Source organism: Duganella sp. (assembly GCF_039595735.1).
Lineage (GTDB): Bacteria > Pseudomonadota > Gammaproteobacteria > Burkholderiales > Burkholderiaceae_D > Rugamonas.
In genome coordinates this window covers 504,438-524,159 of sequence record NZ_JBCNLB010000001.1, presented here as the reverse complement: position 1 = coordinate 524,159, position 19,722 = coordinate 504,438, and the positions used below count along the sequence as shown (strand labels likewise).

Genomic DNA, 19,722 nt, shown 5'->3' with positions numbered 1-19,722 from the left:
AAGCGCGCATGGCCGCTCTAATACATATCAGCACAGATATTTTAGTAAGCCATAGCGCGCTTTAGTAACGCTTAGTCGGAACTAGTAGCGCTTAGTAAAACGCCTTTTTCGGAGCCCCCCACCATGGGTACCTTCACCTTTCCCTACCGTCTGCCGAACGAACTGATGCAGGAGTTTGGTGTTTTCGCCGACAAGCCTTGGGCGGGTTGGGAGATCGAACCGGCCATTTGCGATGCCATCCGCGCCTACATGAAGCCGCAGCCTGCGGCCAAAGCCCAACCGGACGCCGTGGCCGACGCCGGCTACCAGTGGAAGCAAGTTTTCCTGCCCGAGGGCACGCGGCTGCGCGCCAGCTTTGGGCGCGCGCCGTATTTCGCCGTGGTGCAGGGCAGCGACATTCGCTGCGGCGAACAATCGCTGTCGCCGTCCGCCTTTGCCAACCTGAAGGGCAGCGGCAACCGCAACGCCTGGAAAGTCGTCTGGCTGCGATTTCCGGGCAACGAACAATGGATATTGGCCGACACCTGCCGCGCGCAGCAGAAAGCACTGATCGCGCGCCTGTTCGGCGCCGCCGAAGCGCAGCAGACCGCCGCCACCAGCCCCGCAATGCCAGCCGTACCCGCCACGCCAGCAAAACTGCCTGGCCGGGCGGACGCCGGCACTTCCGGCAAAACAGGCAAGCGCCGCCGGGGAGGCAAAGGCCGCAAGCACGGCAAGCGCCATAAGCAGAACGGGCAGCACGCCGCCCTGCCGCGCCCAGCCTCTTAGAACACCTTGCTGATGGTCAGCTGCAGCGCGGTCTTGCCAAGGAATTTACCATTGGCGGCCGAGGTATACGCCGCTTCCTGCGCGTTGGTGCCGATCACGGCCAGCGCGCCGGACACCGCGCCGAAGTCCTTGGTCACGCCCAGCTTCCAGTCCGTGTAGGACGCCGCATCGTTGTGCTTCACATTCTGGCGGCCGCCGTGCAGGTTGACGGTCCAGCCATCGCCCGCATCGATGTTGGCGCCCACATCAAGATAGCCGCTGTTTTTGCTGTCGGCGAAACCAAACAGGTTGGTCACCGCGTGCGAGTATTTGACGTAGGCCGGGCCATAACCGAGCTGACCGTAAATCTCGGTGGTATTGGCGCTGACCGGCAGGCTGTTGGACGCATACACGTAAGTCAGCACGCCGACATCGTACGAGACGGCCTCGCTCACCTGCCCGCGCTTGCCGGCATACAGGTCCAGCTCCACGTTGCCGTCGCCGCCCGCATCCTTGATCCAGGTGATGGTCGAGGCCCACGCGCCGGCATACAGGCCGGTCGGATTGTTGACGTAATCCGCGCCGCCCTGCAAGGCCGGCTGCAAGCGCGTCTGCGAGATGCCGCGATAACGGTAATCGCTGACCACCGCCACGTTGAAGCTGACCGCGTTGTCCGGCGTAGCGGCCGGCGCTGCCTCCTCGGCGTGAGCGGAAAACACAGCAGCCAGCGCTGCGACGAATACAAACTTTTTCATAATAGTCCTATCAGTGGTTGAAAACTTCGCGGTATAGCGCGTCCATGTCGGCCGGCGCGGTGCCGCGAATAATGGTGCTGGCCAGCGTGGCCGACATCACCCGCGCCGCAAAAGCGCGCACCGCGGCGCGCGAGTCGGCGGTGTCGCGCCCCTCGGTGTCGATCACGATGTCGTTGTAGCGGCTGCGCAGCAGTTCCAGCTCGTCGAGCAGCGCGCGGCCGCGGATGGCGCGCGCCGAGGCGGCCAGCGGCGTCATGCGGCCGAACTCCGCGCCCGGCAAGGCGCGCATCACCGCCACCATCACCTGCCCGGCCAGCGCGCGGGACAGGCACAGCCAGACCTTGGCGCGCGCGCCGTGGTCGCAGGCCTCGACCCGCATGAACTGCATGGCGTCGCCGCAGGTGCGCATCACCAGCGCCCGCAGCTCGCTCAGCGCGGCCGCGTCCACGGTCAGCAGCATCAGGCAGGCGCGCGGCGCCGGTCTGGCGCGGCGCTGGGCAGCTTGGGTGTGGAAATAGGCATGCATGACAGACCTCCGATTCAGCGTTGCGATACCGGAAAGCTTATCGGCCGCGGCGTAAAAACGGTCTAAAAAGGCCGGCTGGCGTGGTAAACATCGTGTATAAATTGCGCGGCGCGCAATTTTTGCCGCGCAGCCTGCGCAGTTGAGGATAGAATACGCAATCTATGCATGAACTGTACATAAACCCAGTATCAAGAAAACAAGCTTGCTCGTATGGCCACTAAAAAACCCGTTTCCGACTACAGCGAATCCTCCATCCGCGTCCTCAAGGGCCTGGAGCCCGTCAAGCAACGCCCGGGCATGTACACCCGCACCGAGAACCCGCTGCACATCATCCAGGAAGTGATCGACAACGCCGCCGACGAGGCGCTGGGCGGCAATTGCAAGAACATCATCGTGACCCAGAACGCTGACGGCAGCGTCACGGTGGAAGACGACGGCCGCGGCATCCCGGTCGGCCTGCACCCGGAAGAAGGCGTGCCCACCGTGGAAATCGTGTTCACCCGCCTGCACGCCGGCGGCAAGTTCGACAAGGGCAAGGGCGGCGCCTACGCCTTCTCGGGCGGCCTGCACGGCGTCGGCGTGTCGGTCACCAACGCGCTGGCCAAGCGCCTGGAAATCACGGTCTGGCGCAAGGAGCCGAACGGCACCGGCCTGCACCACCTGGTGTTTGAAAACGGCGATGTGGTCGAGCCGCTCAGCTCCGCCGTGGCCCCGCGCGACGCCAAAAAGTCCGGCACCCGGGTTACCGTCTGGCCGGACCCCAAATACTTCGACAGCGCCGCCATCTCGCCCGTCGAGCTGCAACGCCTGCTGCGCTCCAAGGCCGTGCTGCTGCCGGGCGTGTCGGTCACGCTGGCCAATGCCAAGACCGGCGAAGCGCAGACCTGGCAGTACAACGACGGCCTGCGCGGCTACCTGACCGAGGCGCTGGCGCAAGCCACCGACGGCGACACCCTGATCCCGCTGTTCGAGGGCGAGCAGTTCGCCGGCCCCGACGCCGAGGGCTTTGCCGAGGGCGAAGGCGCCTCGTGGGTGGTGGCCTGGACCGAACAGGGCGCGGTGGTGCGCGAATCCTACGTCAACCTGATCCCCACCCCCAACGGCGGCACCCACGAATCGGGCCTGCGCGACGGCCTGTACGGCGCGGTGAAAAACTTCGTGGAAATGCACTCGCTGCTGCCGAAAGGCGTCAAGCTGCTGCCGGAAGACGTGTTCGCGCGCGTCTCGTTCGTGCTGTCGGCCAAGGTGCTGGACCCGCAATTCCAGGGCCAGATCAAGGAGCGCCTGAATTCGCGCGACGCCGTGCGCCTGGTGTCGACCTTCGCCAAGCCGGCGCTGGAGCTGTGGCTGAACCACCACGTCGACTACGGCAAAAAGCTGGCCGAGCTGGTGATCAAGCAGGCGCAGTCGCGCCTGCGCTCGGCGCAAAAAGTCGAAAAGAAAAAATCCTCGGGCGTGGCGGTGCTGCCGGGCAAGCTGACCGACTGCGAATCGACCGATGCCGCCCGCACCGAACTGTTCCTGGTCGAGGGCGACTCGGCCGGCGGCTCGGCCAAGATGGGCCGCGACAAGGAATTCCAGGCCATCCTGCCGCTGCGCGGCAAGGTGCTCAATTCCTGGGAAACCGACAAGGACCGCCTGTTTGCCAACAACGAAATCCACGACATCTCGGTGGCGATCGGCGTCGATCCGCACACGCCGCACGACACCCCCGACCTGTCGGGGCTGCGCTACGGCAAAATCTGCATCCTGTCTGATGCCGACGTCGACGGCTCGCACATCCAGGTCTTGCTGCTGACCCTGTTCTTCCGCCACTTCCCGGCGCTGATCGCCAACGGCCACATCTGCATCGCCCGCCCGCCGCTGTACCGGGTGGACGCGCCGGCGCGCGGCAAGAAGCCGATCCAGAAGCTGTACGCGCTGGACGACGGCGAACTGGTGGCCATCGAGGACAAGCTGCGCAAGGATGGCCTGAAGGAAGGCGCGTGGTCGATCTCGCGCTTCAAGGGCCTGGGCGAGATGAACGCCGAGCAGCTGTGGGAAACCACCATGAACCCGGACACCCGCCGCCTGCTGCCGGTGGCGCTGGGCGGCTACGGCCTGCACGAATCGGCGGCCCGCTTCAATATGTTGATGGGCAAAGGCGAAGCGGCCGCGCGCCGCGCCTGGATCGAGGAACACGGCAACGAAGCCGAAGCAGATATCTGACGCACCATCGTCATTCCGGCGCAGGCCGGAATCCATGCTGAGCCGGCCGGAACGCGCCGCATGGATTCCGGCCGGCGCCGCAACGACGCCGGACTGACTACACAAGCATACACACCATGACGCAAGCAAATCTCTTTGACGAAGCGCTGCCGGAAGACAGCAAACCCGCGCCCGCGCCAGCCTCGGCGCCCAACGCCGCCCGCCCCGGCGCCGCCGCCGACCCGGTCCACAGCGCGGCGCAAGCGGCGGCCCACGCCGCCGCCGAAGCGCACGCCCACGGCCAGCCCGCGCCCGCCGACACGGACGGCAGCGCCGCCACCGATAGCGCCCACGCGGCCGGCGGCAGCGATGGCGGCAGCGGCGGCGATGGCGGCGGCGGCATGTTCGGCGGCCCGCTGGGCGGCGGCGGCGATGGCGATGGCGGCGACGCCCTGACCCTGTCCACCTTTGCCGAACGCGCCTACCTCGACTACGCCATCTCGGTGGTGAAAGGGCGCGCCCTGCCCGACGTGTGCGACGGCCAGAAGCCGGTGCAGCGCCGCATCCTGTACGCCATGAACGAAATGGGCCTGAACAGCAGCGCCAAGCCGCGCAAATCGGCCACCGTGGTGGGCGACGTGCTGGGCAAGCTGCACCCGCACGGCGACCAGTCGGTGTACGACGCCATGGTGCGCATGGCGCAGGACTTCTCGCTGCGCTACCCGCTGATCGACGGCCAGGGCAACTTCGGCTCGCGCGACGGCGACGGCGCGGCGGCCATGCGCTACACCGAAGCGCGCCTGACGCCGATCGCCAAAGTCCTGCTGGACGAAATCAACCTTGGCACGGTCGACTTCCAGGCCAACTACGACGGCTCGACCGAGGAACCGACCCTGCTGCCGGCGCGCCTGCCGATGGTGCTGCTGAACGGCGCCTCCGGCATCGCGGTCGGCCTGGCCACCGAAATCCCGTCGCACCACCTGGGCGAAGTGGCGCAGGCCACGGTGGCCATGATCAAGCACCCCAAGATCAGCCACGCCGAGCTGATGGCGCTGCTGCCGGGCCCGGACTTCCCCGGCGGCGGCCAGATCATCACGCCGCCAGCGCAGATTGCCGACATGTACGCCAGCGGCCGCGGCTCGATGAAAGTGCGGGCGCGCTGGAAGATCGAGGAACTGGCGCGCGGCCAGTGGCAGGCGGTGGTGACCGAACTGCCGCCGGGCACCTCGGCGCAAAAAGTGCTGGAAGAAATCGAAGAGCTGACCAACCCGAAGATCAAGCTCGGCAAGAAAGCGCTGTCGCCGGAACAGCTGGCGCTGAAATCGCTGATCCTCAATTCGCTTGACACCATCCGCGACGAATCGGGCCGCAACGCGCCGGTGCGCCTGGTGTTCGAGCCGAAATCGAAAAACCAGGACCAGACCGAATTCATGCTGCTGCTGCTGGCGCACACCTCGCTCGAATCGTCGGCCTCGATCAACCTGGTGATGATCGGCGGCGACGGCCGGCCGCGCCAGAAAGGCCTGAGCGACATCCTGAGCGAATGGATCACCTTCCGCTTTGCCACCGTCACGCGCCGCTCGCAGTTCAAGCTGGGCAAGGTGGACGCCCGCATCCACATCCTCGAAGGGCGGCAGACCATCCTGCTCAACATCGATGAAGTGATCCACATCATCCGCAACGCCGACGAGCCGAAGGCGGCGCTGATCGCGCGCTTCCACCTGAGCGAGATCCAGGCCGAAGACATCCTGGAAATCCGCCTGCGCCAGCTGGCGCGGCTGGAAGCGATCAAGATCGAACAGGAACTGGCCGAGCTGCGCAAGGAAAAGCAGCTGCTGCAAGACCTGCTGGACAACCCGGCGTCGATGAAGCGCGCCATCATCAAGGAAATCGAGAGCGACGCCAAGGTCTACGGCGACGCCCGCCGCACCCTGATCGAAGAAGCGCAGAAAGCCGTGATCGAGCAGAAGGTGGTGGACGAACCGGTCACCGTCATCATTTCCGAGAAAGGCTGGATCCGCGCCCGCAGCGGCATCGGCCACGACGCCAGCCAGTTCACCTTCAAGGCCGGCGACAGCCTGTACGGCGCCTTCGAATGCCGCACGGTCGACCACCTGCTGGCCTTTGGCAGCAACGGCAAAGTGTACTCGGTGCCGGTGGCGGCGCTGCCGAACGCGCGCGGCGACGGCGTGCCGGTCACCACCCTGATCGACCTGGCGCCGGGCGCGCGCATCCTGCACTACTTTGCCGGCGCTGCCGCGACGCGCCTGCTGCTGGCCACCAGCGCCGGTTTCGGCTTCGAGACCAAGGCCGGCGACATGGTCAGCCGCATCAAGGGCGGCAAATCGTTCATCACGCTGGACGACGGCGACGTGCCGCTGCCGCCGACCGTGATTCCGGACACGGCCAGCGCGGTGGCGGTGCTGTCCTCGGGCGCGCGGGTGCTGGTGTTTGGCATGGATGAAATGAAGGTGCTGACCAACGGCGGCCGCGGCGTGATCCTGATGGAGCTGGCGGACAAGGAAACACTGCTGGCGGCCAAGCCGATCAGCCAGAAAGGCGTGACCGTGTACGGCAGCGGGCGCGGCGGCAAGGCGCAGGAAGAAAAACTGTCGGCCTCGGCGCTGGCGGTCCACTTCGGCAAGCGCGCGCGCAAAGGCAAGGAACTGGCGACCAAAATCAAGCCGACCGGCCTCCAGCCCATCGTCTAACCCACTCCGGGGTCAGGTCCGCCATTTCTACACGGCCTCAACCGTAGCGACCGCTACGGTTGAGGCCGTGTAGAAATGGCGGACCTGACCCCGGATTTTTTTAGTGCTGCTTGGCGGCGGCTTCTTTGACTTCGGCGTCGGCCTTGGCTTTGACGGCGGCGGTCTTGTTGGCGGCCAGGGCTTTGTCGGCGGTGGCGTCCACGGTTTCCTTGATCGCCTTGGCGTCGGCTTTCACGGTTTTCTTCTCGGCCTTCTCTTCAGCCTTGGCCACCGCCTTGTCGCCCTTGGCAGCGGCCTTGGCCTTGTCTTCAGGGTCGGCCTTGGCCACTTTCTCGTTGGCCTTGGCCTGCTCCACGGCGACTTTGGCCTGTTGCTCTTCGTGCACCTTGTCGGCCTTGGCGATGGCCTTGTTGGCTTTCTTGTCGGCCTTGGCGTCGGCTTTCAGTTCCTTCTGTTCGGCCTTGGCGATGTCTTTGTTGGCATCGGCTTGCGCCTTGGCCACGTCCGACGTCTGGGCGTAAGCGGCGGTGGCCATCAGGCCGGCGATCAGGGTGGCAATCAGCTTGTTCATGGTGTATCCCTTTCGGTGTTGTTGAGTACGTGAGACACATCTTAGGCCGCCGCCCCGCCACACACTGTACGCTAGCGTACTAAGGACGCGAATACAGGTCGATGATGGTCAGGATGGCGTCCGCGCACACCGCACAGAACTGTTCACTGCGGTCGAACATGATGCACTGCATTTGCGGCCGGTAGTAGCCGCTGGCCTCGTAATTGGCGCCCTCGAACGCACCCACTGTGTGGCGCTGCGGATCGGCCGAGAACAGCGCCGTGCTCTCCTGCAGGTCGCGCTTGAACAGCGCGCTCATTTCCGATTCCGGCCGGTCGGCGGCGCGCAGTGCGGCGCGCTCTTGCTGGTAGGCGCGCGAGGCGGTTTCGTAGGCGGCTTTCGGCCACGGCGTCGGCAGCGGCGTGCCGGCCTGGACGAATTTTTGCCATTTCAGTCGGGCCGGGTCGTGCAGCGCGGTGGCGTTGGGTTCCCATGGTTCGCGGCGCGCGCCGCCGGTGGCGTAAGCGACCGGCGAGGTGTAGTACTCGTCGGCCAGGCCGGCGAAGTGGTGGCCGAATTCGTGCACGAACAGGTAGTTGGCCCAGTCGTTGCCGGCGGCCGCGGTGCTGAACTGGCCGAAGATGCCGCCGCCGCCGTAGGTCTCGTTGTTGACCAAAATCTCGATGAACTCATACGGCGCGTACTGCGCCAGCTCGCGCAGGGCGCGGTTGTCAGTGGTCAGCACGTAGCGCTCGCTGCCAAAGATGTCGTAGCGGGTGCCCAGCGGCGATTCCTTGTGCACGCCGGTCGAGGGGCGCGACACGCCCGACTCGCTGGTCGGCAGGGCCATGGCCCAGACATTGAAGTCGCGGGCGCGCTCCTTGAACGGCGAGGTGGCAAACAGGTGGTCGGCCAGGCGGCGCGCGGCAGCCTCAAATTTTTTCATCTCGGCCTGGGTGTAGCCATCGCCGACGATCAGCAGGTCGACCTTGTCGGGCGACGGGCCGTTGACGCGGATGCCGATCGGCTTGACCGGCGCCGGCGGCTGCTTGCGGATCACGTCCATGGCGTTGGGGTCGACGTCGGTGCTCCATACCGGCACGAAGCGGTTGCTGTCGTCGCGCTTGAGGATGCGCACCTTGACCGGCTGCTCGGGGCGCGGGAAACGCACCGACTCCTGGAAGCCGCGCTCGGCGTGCGTCGCTTCCTCGGTGCTGCGCCATTCGGCAAACACGGTGGAGAAGCCGCGCGAGTAGAGCAGCTTGCCGGTTTTGGCGTCCACCACTTCCACCAGGTTGTTGCCGCGATTGGTGCGGTCGATGGTCTGGGCCAGGTTGCCGGGCCACGGCAGCGGCTCGATCACCACGCGTTCGACCGCATAGTGTTCTTCGCTGGCGTTGCCGCTGTGGAGGTAGTCGAGGCGCATGGTGGCCGGTTGCGCGGCCAGCGCGCTGGTGGCGGCCCACAGCGCCAGCAGGGAGATGAGGTAGCGGAGCATGGAGATCCTGCGGTCAGTTGAAAACGTGACCGACATTGTAGTCCCGCCGCTCGCCGCCACCAAGCGGCGCCGGGCACGGCCGCTGCCGGCCCGCCCGCAGCGACGCGGCGGCGCATGGCGGACTGCGGTAGCGGCGCGACTGCGGTGGTGCGCGGCGGCGCATGGCGGACTGCGGTAGCGGCGCGACTGCGGTGGTGCGCGGCGGCGCATGGCCGACTGCGGTAGCGGCGCGACCGCGGTGGTGCGCGGCGGCATATGGCGGACTGCGGTAGCGGCGCGACCGCGGTGGCGCCCGGCGCGCGCGGCTCAGGTGCGCCACTTGCCAGTGCGGGCCAGTTCGGCCACGGCGTCGGCAAAGGCTTGCGGTGCTTCCTGCGGCAGGTTGTGGCCGGCGCCGGGAATGCGCAGGTGCTTGCGCGTGCCGCTGAATCTGGCCGCCGACGCGCTGCCGTCGGTGGCGGCGATGACGCCGTCGTCGATGCCGTCCATGGTAATGGTCGGCACCCGGATCGCCGGCAACGCGGCCAGTTTGGCTTCCTGGGCTGCGTAGTCGGGGAAGCCATCGGCGTGGCCGAGGCGGTGGCGGTAGGAGTGGATCACCACGTCGACATAGTCCGGATTCTGGAACGCTTGCGCGGTGCGCAGGAAGGTCGGGCCGTCAAAGTGCCAGCTGGGCGAGTTCCCTTCCCACATGATGCGGGCGATGTCGTCGCGGTTGGCGGTCAGCCCCGCGCGGCCACGCTCGGTCAGGAAGTAGAACTGGTACCAGAAGCCCGCTTCCACCTTGGCCGGCGCCGGCAACGCGGCTTTGGCGATATCCTGGATCAGGTAGCTGTTGACCGAAACCAGCCCCACCACGCGCGAGGGCTTGAGCGCGGCCATCACGCAAGCCGCGCGGCCGCCCCAGTCGTAGCCCGCCAGCACGGCTTCGGGGATGTGCAGCGCATCCATGAAGTCGATCAGATCCTGGCCGATGGCGGCTTGCTGGCCGGCGCGCGGTGTGGCGTCGTCGAGGAAGCGCGTGGTGCCGTGGCCGCGCAGGTAGGGCACCAGCACGCGGTAGCCCTGCTTCGCCAGCATCGGCGCGACCTCGGCGTAGCTGTGGATGTCGTAGGGGAAGCCGTGCAGCAGGATCAGCGGGCGGCCGTCGGCCGGGCCGGCTTCGTGGTAGCCGATGTCCAGGGTGTCGGTCTGTACCTGCTGTACCGGCAGCAAGGGCAGCGGCGCGGTCGGGCGCGTCGGCGGCGCCAGCGGCTTGTTGCGCCCTGTGCGCGCCGCGGCAGCGTGCGCGCTGGTCGCGCCAGTGACGCCGGCGGCGCCAGCGCTGGCGGCACTGGCGGCTCCAGTGTTGGCGGCGGCCTGCGTCGTCAGCAGCGCGCCTGCGGTGCCGGCAGCGGCCAGCAGGAAGCGGCGGCGGTGTTGAATAGCGTCAGTCATAGGATGCTCCTTTCGTAGCGGCGCTGGCGCCGTCAATGTCAGTAATCAGTTCGCTGGCAAGCCAGCCTGCCAGCAGTTGGCCGGCTTGCGCCACGCCGGCCGCCTCGCCGTGGCGCGCGGCCAGCCACGCGCACAGTGCGGCGAAGCTGCCGTCGCTTTGCAGTTGCAGCAGCGCCTCGTATTCCTGCGCGTCGACCTGCTTCAGGTAGGCGCGATAGCCGCGCCGCCAGACCAGCAAACCGCCCTGCTCGGCCAGCATTGCGCTCTCCGGCACCGCGCGCTCCTCCCACAACGCCGACCACACCTGCTCCGCATTGGTCTGCGCCGGCGCGGTGCGCAGCGATGGCGTCAGCCGCAGCCGCGCGCTGTCCCAGTCGACGCCGGCCAGACCGTCCAGCGCCAGCGGCGTGGCATCGGCAGCGACAAAGGCCGCGCCCAGCGCGTGCTCGATCCACGCCAGCTCGTGCAGGTCCGGATTGTCCGGATACAGCGCCGCCAGCGTTGGCGCGAAGCCGTCGGCATAGGCGTCCAGCGTCCACGCGTGCGGCGGATGGGCGTCGATATGGGTGATGGCGGCCCGGCGGAACGCGTCCTCGCCCAGCCACGCCTGCAGTTTGGGATAGCAGGCCTGCAGCGCGCCCACCAGCTGCGCGCGGTAGTTGTTCTGATAGACCGCCAGCCCGGCGTCGGCGCGCGGGCCGTGGCCGGCGGCGGCGCGCATGGCGGCGCCCGGGGTGGCCGTCACCAGCCACTGCTGGAAGTCGCGCTGCAGGTCGGCCAGCATCATGCGGCCTCCCGCTGCGCCATGCGTTCACGGTCCCACGCCCGCACCGCGCCCAGCTGGCGCGCGATCGCCAGTTCGTGCAGCAGATCGTCCAGCGGCGGGATATGGTCGTCGCGCTCGATCATGGTGGCAACCGGGCCGACGCGCGCCATCACCTGTGCGTACAGCTGCCATACCGCCTCGCACACCGGGCTGTCGTGGGTGTCGATCAGCAGATCGGCGCCCTGGCTATGGCCGGCCAGATGGATCTGGCGCACGGCGTCGTACGGCAGGCCGGCCAGGAAGTCGGCGGTGCTGAAGCCGTTGTTCGTCGCGCTGACGTAGATGTTGTTGACGTCCAGCAGCAGGCCGCAGCCGGTGCGCCGGCTCATCTCGCGCAGGAACGCCCACTCGCTCATGGCGGCGCCGTTGAAGGCCAGATAGCTGGACGGATTCTCGAACAGCATGGCGCGCCCCAGCGCATCCTGCGCCTGATGGATGTTGGCGCACACCAGCTCCAGCGCTTCCTCGGTGTAGGGCAGCGGCAGCAGGTCGTGCGAGTTGAAGCCGCCGATGCGCGACCAGCTCAGATGGTCGGATACAAACAGCGGCTCGATCTCGTCCACCAGCGCCTTCAGGCGCCTGAGGTAATCGGCGCGCAGGCCGTCGGCCGAGCCGATCGACATCGACACGCCGTGCAGCACCACCGGGTGCCGTTCGCGCACCTGGCGCAGGATGTGGCGCGGCTGGCCGCCGTCCACCATGAAGTTTTCGGAAATGACCTCGACAAAATCCACTGCCACCCGGGTGTCCAGGAATTCGCGGTAGTGCTCTTTGCGCAGGCCCAGTCCATAGCCTGAGTAGGGTTGTAGGGGCATCGCTGGCTCGCTCATCGGTGAATGGCCCGGCGCTGACAATGGCCGGGCCGCGTGAAGGTTACTTCGGTTCGGTCAGGGTGCCGCCGGCGGCCAGGCAGGCGCTTTTGGTTTTCACCAGCACGCCCTCGCCCTTGCAGTTATTCAGGCCTTTGCAGTCGTTCTTGGCGGTGGCGCACAGGCTGGTGCCCTTGCAGGTGTTGATGCCGTAGCAGCGGCCGAGCGGGTCGCTCTTGTCGGCCTTCTGGGTCTGCTCGGCGGCGTGGACGTTGGTGCCGATGGCCAGCGAGGCCAGTGCCAGCATGGCGGAAGCGGCGGCGATGCTCAGACGGGTGGTAGTGCTCATGGGTGGTACTCCTTCAGGTTAGTGCGCGTTGTGCGCGGCGGTCAAAATAACGTCGGCGACTTTCTCCGGCTGGGAGATGTAGACCAGGTGGCTGGCCTTGATCTCGGTCACCCGGGCGCCGGCGCGCTGGTACATCCAGCGCTGCAGGTCGGGGCTGAGCGCGCGGTCGTCGGTGGAGACGATGGCGTAACTCGGTTTGCTGCGCCACGCCGCCGACCAGATCTGGGTGGTGAAGGCGGCCGTGGTGGCCGGCACCTGGGCGGCGGCCATGAAGTTGGTGCGGTTTTCGGCCAGGTCGGCGCCGAAGTCGGCGTGGAATCTGGCGCGGTCGAAGAACAGGTGGCCGTCCTGCGTGGCCACCACCGAGTTGCTCGGCGCGGGCATGGAACCCAGCACCTGCGCCAGGCTTTCGCCGACGTCCGGCAGCAGCGCGGAGACGTAGACCAGGGCCTTGACCTTGTCGCGGGCGCCGGCGGCGGAGATGATGGCACCGCCGGAGCTGTGGCCGACCAGCACCACCGGACCGACCTGCTGGTCCAGCACTTCGCGGGCGGCGGCGATGTCGTCGTCAAAGCTGGTGTGCGGCTGGTTGGCGATGGTGACGTGGTAGCCGGCGTGGTACAGGATGTCGAACACCACGCGCCAGCCGGAACCGTCGACAAAGGAGCCCGGCACGATGACGACGTTGCGTGCGCCGGCGGCGGCGGCCGCGGTAGCGCTGCCAGCGGCAGCGGGGGCAGCGGCGGCCGGTGCGGCAGCGGCGACTGACGCGGCGAAGGCAGGGGCGGCGGCTGGGCCAGCGGCCGACGGCGCCACCGGCGCGGCCTGGGCCTGGGCCGGGGTCAGGCCGCCGGCGGCGGCCAGCAGCGCGGCGGCGATGGCGGCCGCTTTCAGGGCCAGGATGGCGCGCATTATTTTTTCTCCTTCGGCGTCAGCGAGCCGTAGCCTTTCGGCGTCTTGATCCGGGTGCACGTGCCCTTCTCGACCAGGGTCCAGGCGTCGCCCTGGTAGTCGACCGAGGAGGTGCCGGCGCAGGTGGTGCCGGCGCCGGCGGCGCAGTCGTTGTGGCCGGCCTTGGCCACGCCGTAGCATTTTTCGGTGGCCGGCTTGGCGGCCTCGGCAGCGTGGGCGCCGGCGGCCAGGGTGGCCACGGTCAGGGCCAGCGAGGCGGCCAGCGCGGTGCGGGGGATGGTCATGGTGTTTCCTTTCTCACAGGGTTAAAAGCGCATTCGATAACATCGGATACGAGTAATTACTTGAACAAAAGACGGTCGAGCGACCAGGCGCCGCCGCCCTGGGCGATCAGCGGCAGCAGCACGGCGCTCCACAGCAAATGGGTCGGCCAGGCGCCCGGATAGACGAACACTTCAATCACGGCCGTCATGCCCAGCAGCGCCAGCGCCGCGACCCGGGTGCCCAGGCCCAGCACCAGCAGCAGCGGGAACAGGTGCTCGGCGTAGGCGGCCATGGGCGCGGCCAGCTCGGCCGGGATCAGCGGCAGGGCGTATTCCGTGCGGAACAGTTCATAGGTCAAGGGCTTGATGGTCAGCCAGTCCTGCACCTTGGTGCGGCCGGACAGGAAGAACACGGCCGCGATGCCCACCCGCGCCAGCAGCAATTGCAGGGCGGGCGGCAGCAGGGCCGGCAGGCGGGCGCGCAGCGGCGCGGCGAAACTCAGTGCATTCATGGGGACTCCGGTTATTAATCGCATCCGTTTGCATCGGATGAGATGAATCATACCCACGCATGCCGCTGAAGTCAATCGCATTTGATTGAATCGGATGCGAATTATTTTTTGCTTATTGCGTGGACAGCGACTGGCCGAGGTCCAGCGCCCGGATGTCAAGCCGCATGCGCAGGATGGAATAGCTGTACGGCGCGGCCGCGGCGTAGGCCACGCTGTCGCGCGTCTTGCTGAGGGTGAACTGGAAGCCCAGCTCGGGCAGCGTGCCGTTGCGCCCGCTGGTGGCAATGCCGATGGCCTCGCTGCGGCGGTTGTTCATCAGGTTTTCCATCAACGGCACCAGGGCGTTGCGGCCCAGGATGTCGGGCGAGAACACGGGTTCGGCGCCGAGGTCGGCGCGCGCGCCCAGCTTGCCGCCGGCCTTGGCCGCGGACGGGGTGAAGGTGTGGCTGGCCAGGTCGTACAGGTCGCCGCGGTCGAGGTAGCTGATCACGGCGTTGCTGACATTGAAGCCGGGCCGCGCGTGGTCGGTGCTGGCGCGCGTCAGGTCGACCAGCAGCGCGCCTTTGCTGCCGACGATTTCCACGCGGCGCTGCGGATCGACCACCATGGCGGTGTTTTCATCGATGCCGAGGCCGTATTTATAGCCCTTGGCCAGCATGGCCGGGATCATGCGGGCAAAGCGGCCGCGCACCAGGAAGTGCTGGTCGACAAACACGTCGTTGCCGATGAAGCCGAGGCCGGGAGCGATTTCCTCGCCCTCGCGCACGCCGCCGCGCAGGGTGGCAAACACGGTCTTGGGGGCGTAAAACATGGTGCTGCTCATGACGGCCGCGCCGGCGCTGTTGCCGGCCACCACGCCGCCGCGCCGGTAGAGGTCCCACACCGCGTCCAGCACGGCGCTGCGGCTGCCGTCCGGGCGCACCAGCGCCTGGGTGATGCGGGCCTGGTCGCCGCCGGAAAAGAACACGCCGGCGGCGCCGCGCACGGCGTCGGCCAGCAGCGGGTCGTCGGCGGCCCGGCGGTAGTCGCTGTCGGCCAGCTTGACCGCCAGCGGCACCTGGAAGGCGTCGGCGCCATAGCGTTTCAGGTAGTCGACGATGGCGGCCGCCACCGGGGCGGGGTCGGCCGCCGCCGAGGCGAACACGGCGATGCGCGCGCCCGGCCCGCCCGCCAGCGCCACAATGCGCTGCCAGACGGCGTCGTTGTCGGGGCGCAGGCCGCCGCCGATGATGACCAGCGAGCCGCGCGGCGGATCGGCCGCGGCATCCGCGGCGTCCGCGGCGCCGGCCGGGGCGGCGCCGGCGCCGGCGCCGGCCGGCACGGCCAGCAGCAGCACGGCGTGGAACAGGAAGTGGATCAGCATGCGCATGGGAACTCCGGGCTGACCCCGACCGGCGGGGTGCCGGTTGCGGGGCTGCCCTTACTATACCGGAAGCCGCGCTAGCGGTAACGGTACAGCGGCTGCGCCAGCTGGATCGGGCGGATGTCCATGCGCAGCTTGAGCACGGAATAGGCCTCGACCTCGGTCGAGCTGTAGCCGACGCTGTTGATGGTCTTGCTGAAACGGAATTCGAAGCCCAGCTCGGGGTTGAAGTCGCGCGGGTTGCCAAAGGCGATGCCGATGGCTTCCTGCTGGGCGTTGTCGATCAGATTGACCATCAGGTCCAGCACCGCGTTGTTGCCAAGGATGTCGTTGGTGTAGACCGGCTCGCGCGTGTCCGGCTGGTTGGGGTCGAGCTTGTTGTCGGCCTTGTCCGGCGAGGGCGTGAACTCGCGCGACACCAGGTTGAACTTGTCGCCGCGGTCGAGATAGCTGATGGTGGCGTTGGAAATATTGAAGCCCTTGATGCCGCGGTCGGTGATGGCGGCCGACAGGTCCAGCAGCAGCGCGCCGCTGTAGCCGATGATCTCGACGTCGCGCCGGGCGTTGACCACCATGGCGGTGTTTTCATCGATGCCAAGGCCGATCTGGTAGCCCTTCTTCAGCATCACCGGGATCATGCGCGCAAAGCGGCCGCGCACCAGCAGGTGCTGGTCGACAAACACGTCCTCGCCGATGAAGCCGAGGCCGGGGGCGATTTCGTGGCCATCGTTGACGCCCTGCTTCAGCATGTCCAGGGTCGACTTGGCGTCGTAGAACATGGTGGTGCTCATGATGGCGGCGCCGGCCGAGGAGCCGGCCACCACGCCGCCGTCGCGGTAGACGTCCCACACCGCGTCCAGCGCGGCGGTGTGGCTGCCGTCCGGGCGCACCAGCGCGCGCGTGATGCGGGCCTGGTCGCCGCCGGTGAAGTAAATCCCGGTGGCCGAGTGGATCATGGCCACGGTTTCCGGGTCTTCGGCGGCCTTGCGGTAGTCGCTATTCGGCCAGGTGACGCCGAGCGGGATGGCAAACGCCTGGGCGCCGTACTGGTTCAGCTTGTTGACGGTGGCCTGGGCCGCCGCCTCCGGGTTGATCGAGGCCGAGCCGAACACGCCGATGCGCGCGCCCTTGCCGCCGGCCAGCTGCACGATGCGCTGCCAGACTTCGGCGTTTTCGGTGCGCAGGCCGCCGCCAATGATGACCAGGTTGCCCGCCGGCGGCGCCAGCACCGGCTTGGGCGGCGGCACCGCCTTGGCCGGCTTGCTGCTCTTGCCCGGCACCTGGACCTTGGGCACCGGCGCGCCTGGCACCGGCGTCGAGGCCGCCTGGGCGGCGCCCGCCAGCGCCAGCAGCCAGAGCATGCACAGGCGCATGCACAGATGCTGCAGCGTCAAACCCATTACTTTCATGTTCCCCTTCCGATGAAAACCGGCGCCGGGCTGTCGCCGGGCGCCGTTGCGTACCTGCCAGATGATACCAAGCAATTGCTTAAAAACGCATTACTTGAACGCGTAATTTACACTGGCGTAGAAGCGGCGGCCGCGCACGTCGGTGTAGGTCGGATCATAGCCGGAGATGAAGTGATAGGCCTGGTTGGAGAACGGCGGCGCGGTGTCAAACAGGTTCTGGATGCCGGCGCGCAGTTTCAGCGCCTTGCTGGCCTGCCAGCTGCCGGTCAGGTCCCACAGCGAGTAGGACTTGACGTGGTTGGGCTGGACCACCGAGCCGTCGTCCAGGTTGATGGCCGAGTTCTGGTCCTGATAGCCGCTGGAGAAGGTGTTGGACAGGGTGGCCGCCCACGGGCCCTGATCCCAGTCCAGGCTGATGGTATGGCGCCAGCGCTGCACCACGCCGTCGGTGACAAAGCGGCCCAGGTTGGACACATAGACGTCGCCCTTGTCGTTCTGGATCTTGGAATCGGTCACATAGGTGCCGGACAGGCGGCCGCCAAAGCGCCCGGCCCAGGTCTGCACGCCCTTGAAGTCGATGGTCAGGTCGAGCCCGGCGGCCTTCTGGGCGCCGCGGTTTTCCTTGAACTGGTCGATCCACAGGATGTAGTTGTCGTCGTCCGGGTCGCGGTGCACCAGGCTGGCGTACTTGACCGGGTTGGCCAGGATCAGGTCGTCGCCGACCTCGGCAATCAGGTCGGTGCGCTTGATGTTCCAGTAATCGAGCGTCAGCATCACCTGCCTGGACGGCTGCAGCACCATGCCGAGCGAGAACTGGCGGCTCTTTTCCGGCTTCAGATTCGGGTTCGAGTGGCGGTGGGTTTCCCACGCTTCGGCGCAGGTGGCGTAATCGTTGTCGACCACGGCGCAGTAGACCGGGTCCGGCAGCACGGCGGTGCCGCCCACCTGCATCGGCCGGTACAGATCGGTCATGGACGGCGCCCGGAAGCCGCGCCCGGCCGAGGCGCGGAACAGCATGGTGTTGCTGGGCATATAGGTCAGGCCGAGCTTGGGGCTGGCGGCGCCGCCGACCACCTGGTAGTGGTCGTAGCGGGCCGAGAGCTGGGCTTCCCACTGCTTGCTCAGCGGCAGCAGCAGTTCGCCGTACACCGCCTGGATGTTGCGCGCATAGCTGGTGGCCTGGCCGCCCTCGGGCGCCGGGTCGTTGTTGATGTTGTCGCTCAGCAGCAGGGCCGAGGGGTGGTAAGCGGTTTTCTCGCGGCGGATTTCGCCGCCGATGGCCAGCGCGGCCTCGCCGCCGGCCAGGGTGCCGACCGCGTGCGAGACCTTGAAGTCGAGCGAGTCGGTGGTGCCGCGCGCGTGGCGCACCTCGTCATTGACCTGGAGGCTGTTGATCAGGTCGCGGCCGGCCGGGCTGGACGGGCCGAACGGGTTGATCAGGCCGTCCGCGATGCCCTGCACCAATTCGTTGTACAGCAGGTAGCCATGGGTGTCGCGGTCGCGCACCACATTGATGCTGTGGTTGAGGCCGATGTCATAGTCAAAGCCGTTGCGCGAGCCGCTCAGGCCGACCACATAGCGCTGGCTTTCGCTGGTCAGCTCGCTGGTGCGGCGGCCGGCCTCGTTCAGGCGGATGCGCAGCTCGACTTCCGGGTCGCCGCCGGCTTCGTCCGAGCCGAGGTCGTAGCCCTTGAAGGCCGGAATCACGCTGGCGTCGACATAGGCGCGCACCCGCGCCGACGAGGCCGCGTACCAGGTCTTGGCGCGGCTCAGGGCGATCTCGGCGTACAGCTGGTGGTCGGGGTTGAGCTGCAGCACGCCGCGGCTCAGGATATTGGTCTTTTCCGATTTCGGGTACAGCTCGGTGTCGCCCATGTAATTGTAGGTGCAGCCCTCGGGGCCGCCGGTGCCGGTCGGCAGGTAGAGGTTGGCCGGCGCCGAGCAGGTCGGCACCGAGGGGTTGATCAAACGGCTGCTGATGGGCTGGCCGTTGAGCTTGAAGCCGTTGGCGGCCAGGTAATCGCGCTGGTCGGCGCTGAGGCGGATATTGGCCGGCGCCGTGTAGCCGGACAGCAGATGCGGCAGCCGCTCGGGGATGCGCAGGTCGTCGATGAAGCCGCGCTGCGCGGTCGACAGGGCGCCGGTGCGCTGGAAGTCGGCCACCGCGAACACATTGAAGCCGTCCTTGGCGAGGTCGCCATGGCCGGCGGTGACGGTGGCGGTGCGCTTGCCGGCGCCGCCCTCCTCGGTTTTCAGGCCGTAGGCGTTCAGTTCCAGGCCCTGGAAATCCTTGCGCGTGATGAAGTTGATCACGCCGCCGATGGCGTCGGTGCCGTACAGCGCCGAGGCGCCGTCCAGCAGCACTTCGACGCGGGCGATGGCGGCCGCCGGGATGTTGTTGAGGTCGACGCCGGTGTCGTCGCCGGGCGAGGCGAAGTTGGCCATGCGGCGGCCGTTCAGCAGCACCAGGGTGGACGAGGTGCCGATGCCGCGCAGATTGGCGCTGTTGAAGCCGCGCTGGTCCTTGCCGTCGGTGATCGAGACGCCGTCGGTCAGGCCGCCGACGTTGGCCGACAGCCGGGCCAGGATTTCGCTGGCGGTGGTGACGCCGACCTTGTCGATTTCCGCGCGCGTGATGACCTGCACCGGCAACGCGGTTTCGGTCTCGATGCGCTTGATGGCCGAGCCGGTGATTTCCACCTTCGGCAGCGGCGCGGCGGCGGCCGGCGCGTCCTGCGCCATGGCCGGCCCCAGCAGGCCGGTGACGGCGCCCATGCCCAGGGCCAGGCGTACGGCGCGCGCCATCCTGGTGGTGCGGGTTGGCTTCATATACTCTCCCTGTTATTCGATATGTAAATAATTCATTTA

The 19,722-nt window shown here is 67.4% G+C and carries 17 protein-coding genes; 3 read left to right on the top strand and 14 right to left on the bottom strand.

The genetic code is table 11. From position 1 onward, the window contains the following. The first annotated feature begins 123 nt into the window (after positions 1-123). Complete coding sequence (locus ABDW57_RS02480; RefSeq protein ID WP_343728623.1) at positions 124-768, top strand: hypothetical protein; 645 nt, start codon at positions 124-126, stop codon at positions 766-768. Here the strand turns inward: ABDW57_RS02480 and ABDW57_RS02475 are convergent. Together ABDW57_RS02475 and ABDW57_RS02470 are read right to left on the bottom strand one after the other, a co-directional pair. After that, the gene (locus ABDW57_RS02475; protein WP_343728622.1) at positions 765-1,502 is read right to left on the bottom strand and encodes a TorF family putative porin; all 738 of its coding nucleotides are present in this window, start codon (positions 1,500-1,502) and stop codon (positions 765-767) included. The genes ABDW57_RS02480 and ABDW57_RS02475 overlap by 4 nt on opposite strands. Positions 1,503-1,512: 10 nt before the next feature. Further along, positions 1,513-2,028 (bottom strand): hypothetical protein, encoded by a 516-nt coding sequence (locus ABDW57_RS02470; RefSeq protein ID WP_343728621.1) that lies wholly within the window; start codon positions 2,026-2,028, stop codon positions 1,513-1,515. 210 nt (positions 2,029-2,238) lie between these two features. Here ABDW57_RS02470 and ABDW57_RS02465 point away from each other — a divergent pair, with 210 nt between their 5' ends. Both ABDW57_RS02465 and parC read left to right on the top strand, forming a co-directional pair. Continuing rightward, entirely contained in the window at positions 2,239-4,236 is a 1,998-nt protein-coding gene (locus ABDW57_RS02465) for a DNA topoisomerase IV subunit B (protein WP_343728620.1), read from the top strand. A gap of 380 nt (positions 4,237-4,616) precedes the next feature. Continuing rightward, the gene (gene parC / locus ABDW57_RS02460) at positions 4,617-6,926 is read left to right on the top strand and encodes a DNA topoisomerase IV subunit A (RefSeq protein WP_343729105.1); all 2,310 of its coding nucleotides are present in this window, start codon (positions 4,617-4,619) and stop codon (positions 6,924-6,926) included. Positions 6,927-7,026: 100 nt separating this feature from the next. Here the strand turns inward: parC and ABDW57_RS02455 are convergent, their stop codons facing one another. The 12 genes from ABDW57_RS02455 to ABDW57_RS02400 form a co-directional block, all read right to left on the bottom strand. After that, entirely contained in the window at positions 7,027-7,497 is a 471-nt protein-coding gene (locus ABDW57_RS02455) for a hypothetical protein (RefSeq protein WP_343728619.1), read from the bottom strand. Between the two features lie 79 nt (positions 7,498-7,576). After that, positions 7,577-8,974 carry an IgA Peptidase M64 gene (locus ABDW57_RS02450; RefSeq protein ID WP_343728618.1) on the bottom strand — a complete coding sequence of 466 codons (1,398 nt, stop codon included), beginning with the start codon at positions 8,972-8,974 and terminating at the stop codon, positions 7,577-7,579. A 306-nt stretch (positions 8,975-9,280) separates the two neighbouring features. After that, a complete protein-coding gene (locus tag ABDW57_RS02445; protein WP_343728617.1) occupies positions 9,281-10,411 on the bottom strand; it encodes an alpha/beta hydrolase in 1,131 nt (376 codons plus the stop codon). Next, on the bottom strand, positions 10,404-11,198 hold the full coding sequence (locus tag ABDW57_RS02440; RefSeq protein ID WP_343728616.1) for a DNA-binding domain-containing protein: 795 nt from the start codon (positions 11,196-11,198) through the stop codon (positions 10,404-10,406). The genes ABDW57_RS02445 and ABDW57_RS02440 overlap by 8 nt, the downstream gene beginning before the upstream one ends. Beyond that, positions 11,195-12,052 (bottom strand): DUF692 domain-containing protein, encoded by an 858-nt coding sequence (locus ABDW57_RS02435; protein WP_343728615.1) that lies wholly within the window; start codon positions 12,050-12,052, stop codon positions 11,195-11,197. The genes ABDW57_RS02440 and ABDW57_RS02435 overlap by 4 nt, the downstream gene beginning before the upstream one ends. A 58-nt stretch (positions 12,053-12,110) precedes the next feature. Continuing rightward, a complete protein-coding gene (locus ABDW57_RS02430) occupies positions 12,111-12,395 on the bottom strand; it encodes a hypothetical protein (RefSeq protein ID WP_343728614.1) in 285 nt (94 codons plus the stop codon). An 18-nt stretch (positions 12,396-12,413) separates the two neighbouring features. Continuing rightward, the gene (locus ABDW57_RS02425; RefSeq protein WP_343728613.1) at positions 12,414-13,307 is read right to left on the bottom strand and encodes an alpha/beta hydrolase; all 894 of its coding nucleotides are present in this window, start codon (positions 13,305-13,307) and stop codon (positions 12,414-12,416) included. Next, complete coding sequence (locus tag ABDW57_RS02420; RefSeq protein ID WP_343728612.1) at positions 13,307-13,591, bottom strand: DUF2282 domain-containing protein; 285 nt, start codon at positions 13,589-13,591, stop codon at positions 13,307-13,309. The genes ABDW57_RS02425 and ABDW57_RS02420 overlap by 1 nt, the downstream gene beginning before the upstream one ends. 56 nt (positions 13,592-13,647) lie before the next feature. Further along, positions 13,648-14,082: a DoxX family protein gene (locus tag ABDW57_RS02415; RefSeq protein WP_343728611.1), complete on the bottom strand. Its 435-nt coding sequence runs from the start codon at positions 14,080-14,082 to the stop codon at positions 13,648-13,650. A 112-nt stretch (positions 14,083-14,194) separates the two neighbouring features. Further along, a complete protein-coding gene (locus ABDW57_RS02410; RefSeq protein WP_343728610.1) occupies positions 14,195-15,451 on the bottom strand; it encodes a cyanophycinase in 1,257 nt (418 codons plus the stop codon). 71 nt (positions 15,452-15,522) lie between these two features. Then, on the bottom strand, positions 15,523-16,854 hold the full coding sequence (locus ABDW57_RS02405) for a cyanophycinase (RefSeq protein WP_343728609.1): 1,332 nt from the start codon (positions 16,852-16,854) through the stop codon (positions 15,523-15,525). A 90-nt stretch (positions 16,855-16,944) separates the two neighbouring features. Beyond that, a complete protein-coding gene (locus ABDW57_RS02400) occupies positions 16,945-19,683 on the bottom strand; it encodes a TonB-dependent receptor (protein WP_343728608.1) in 2,739 nt (912 codons plus the stop codon). Between the last annotated feature and the right edge of the window lie 39 nt (positions 19,684-19,722).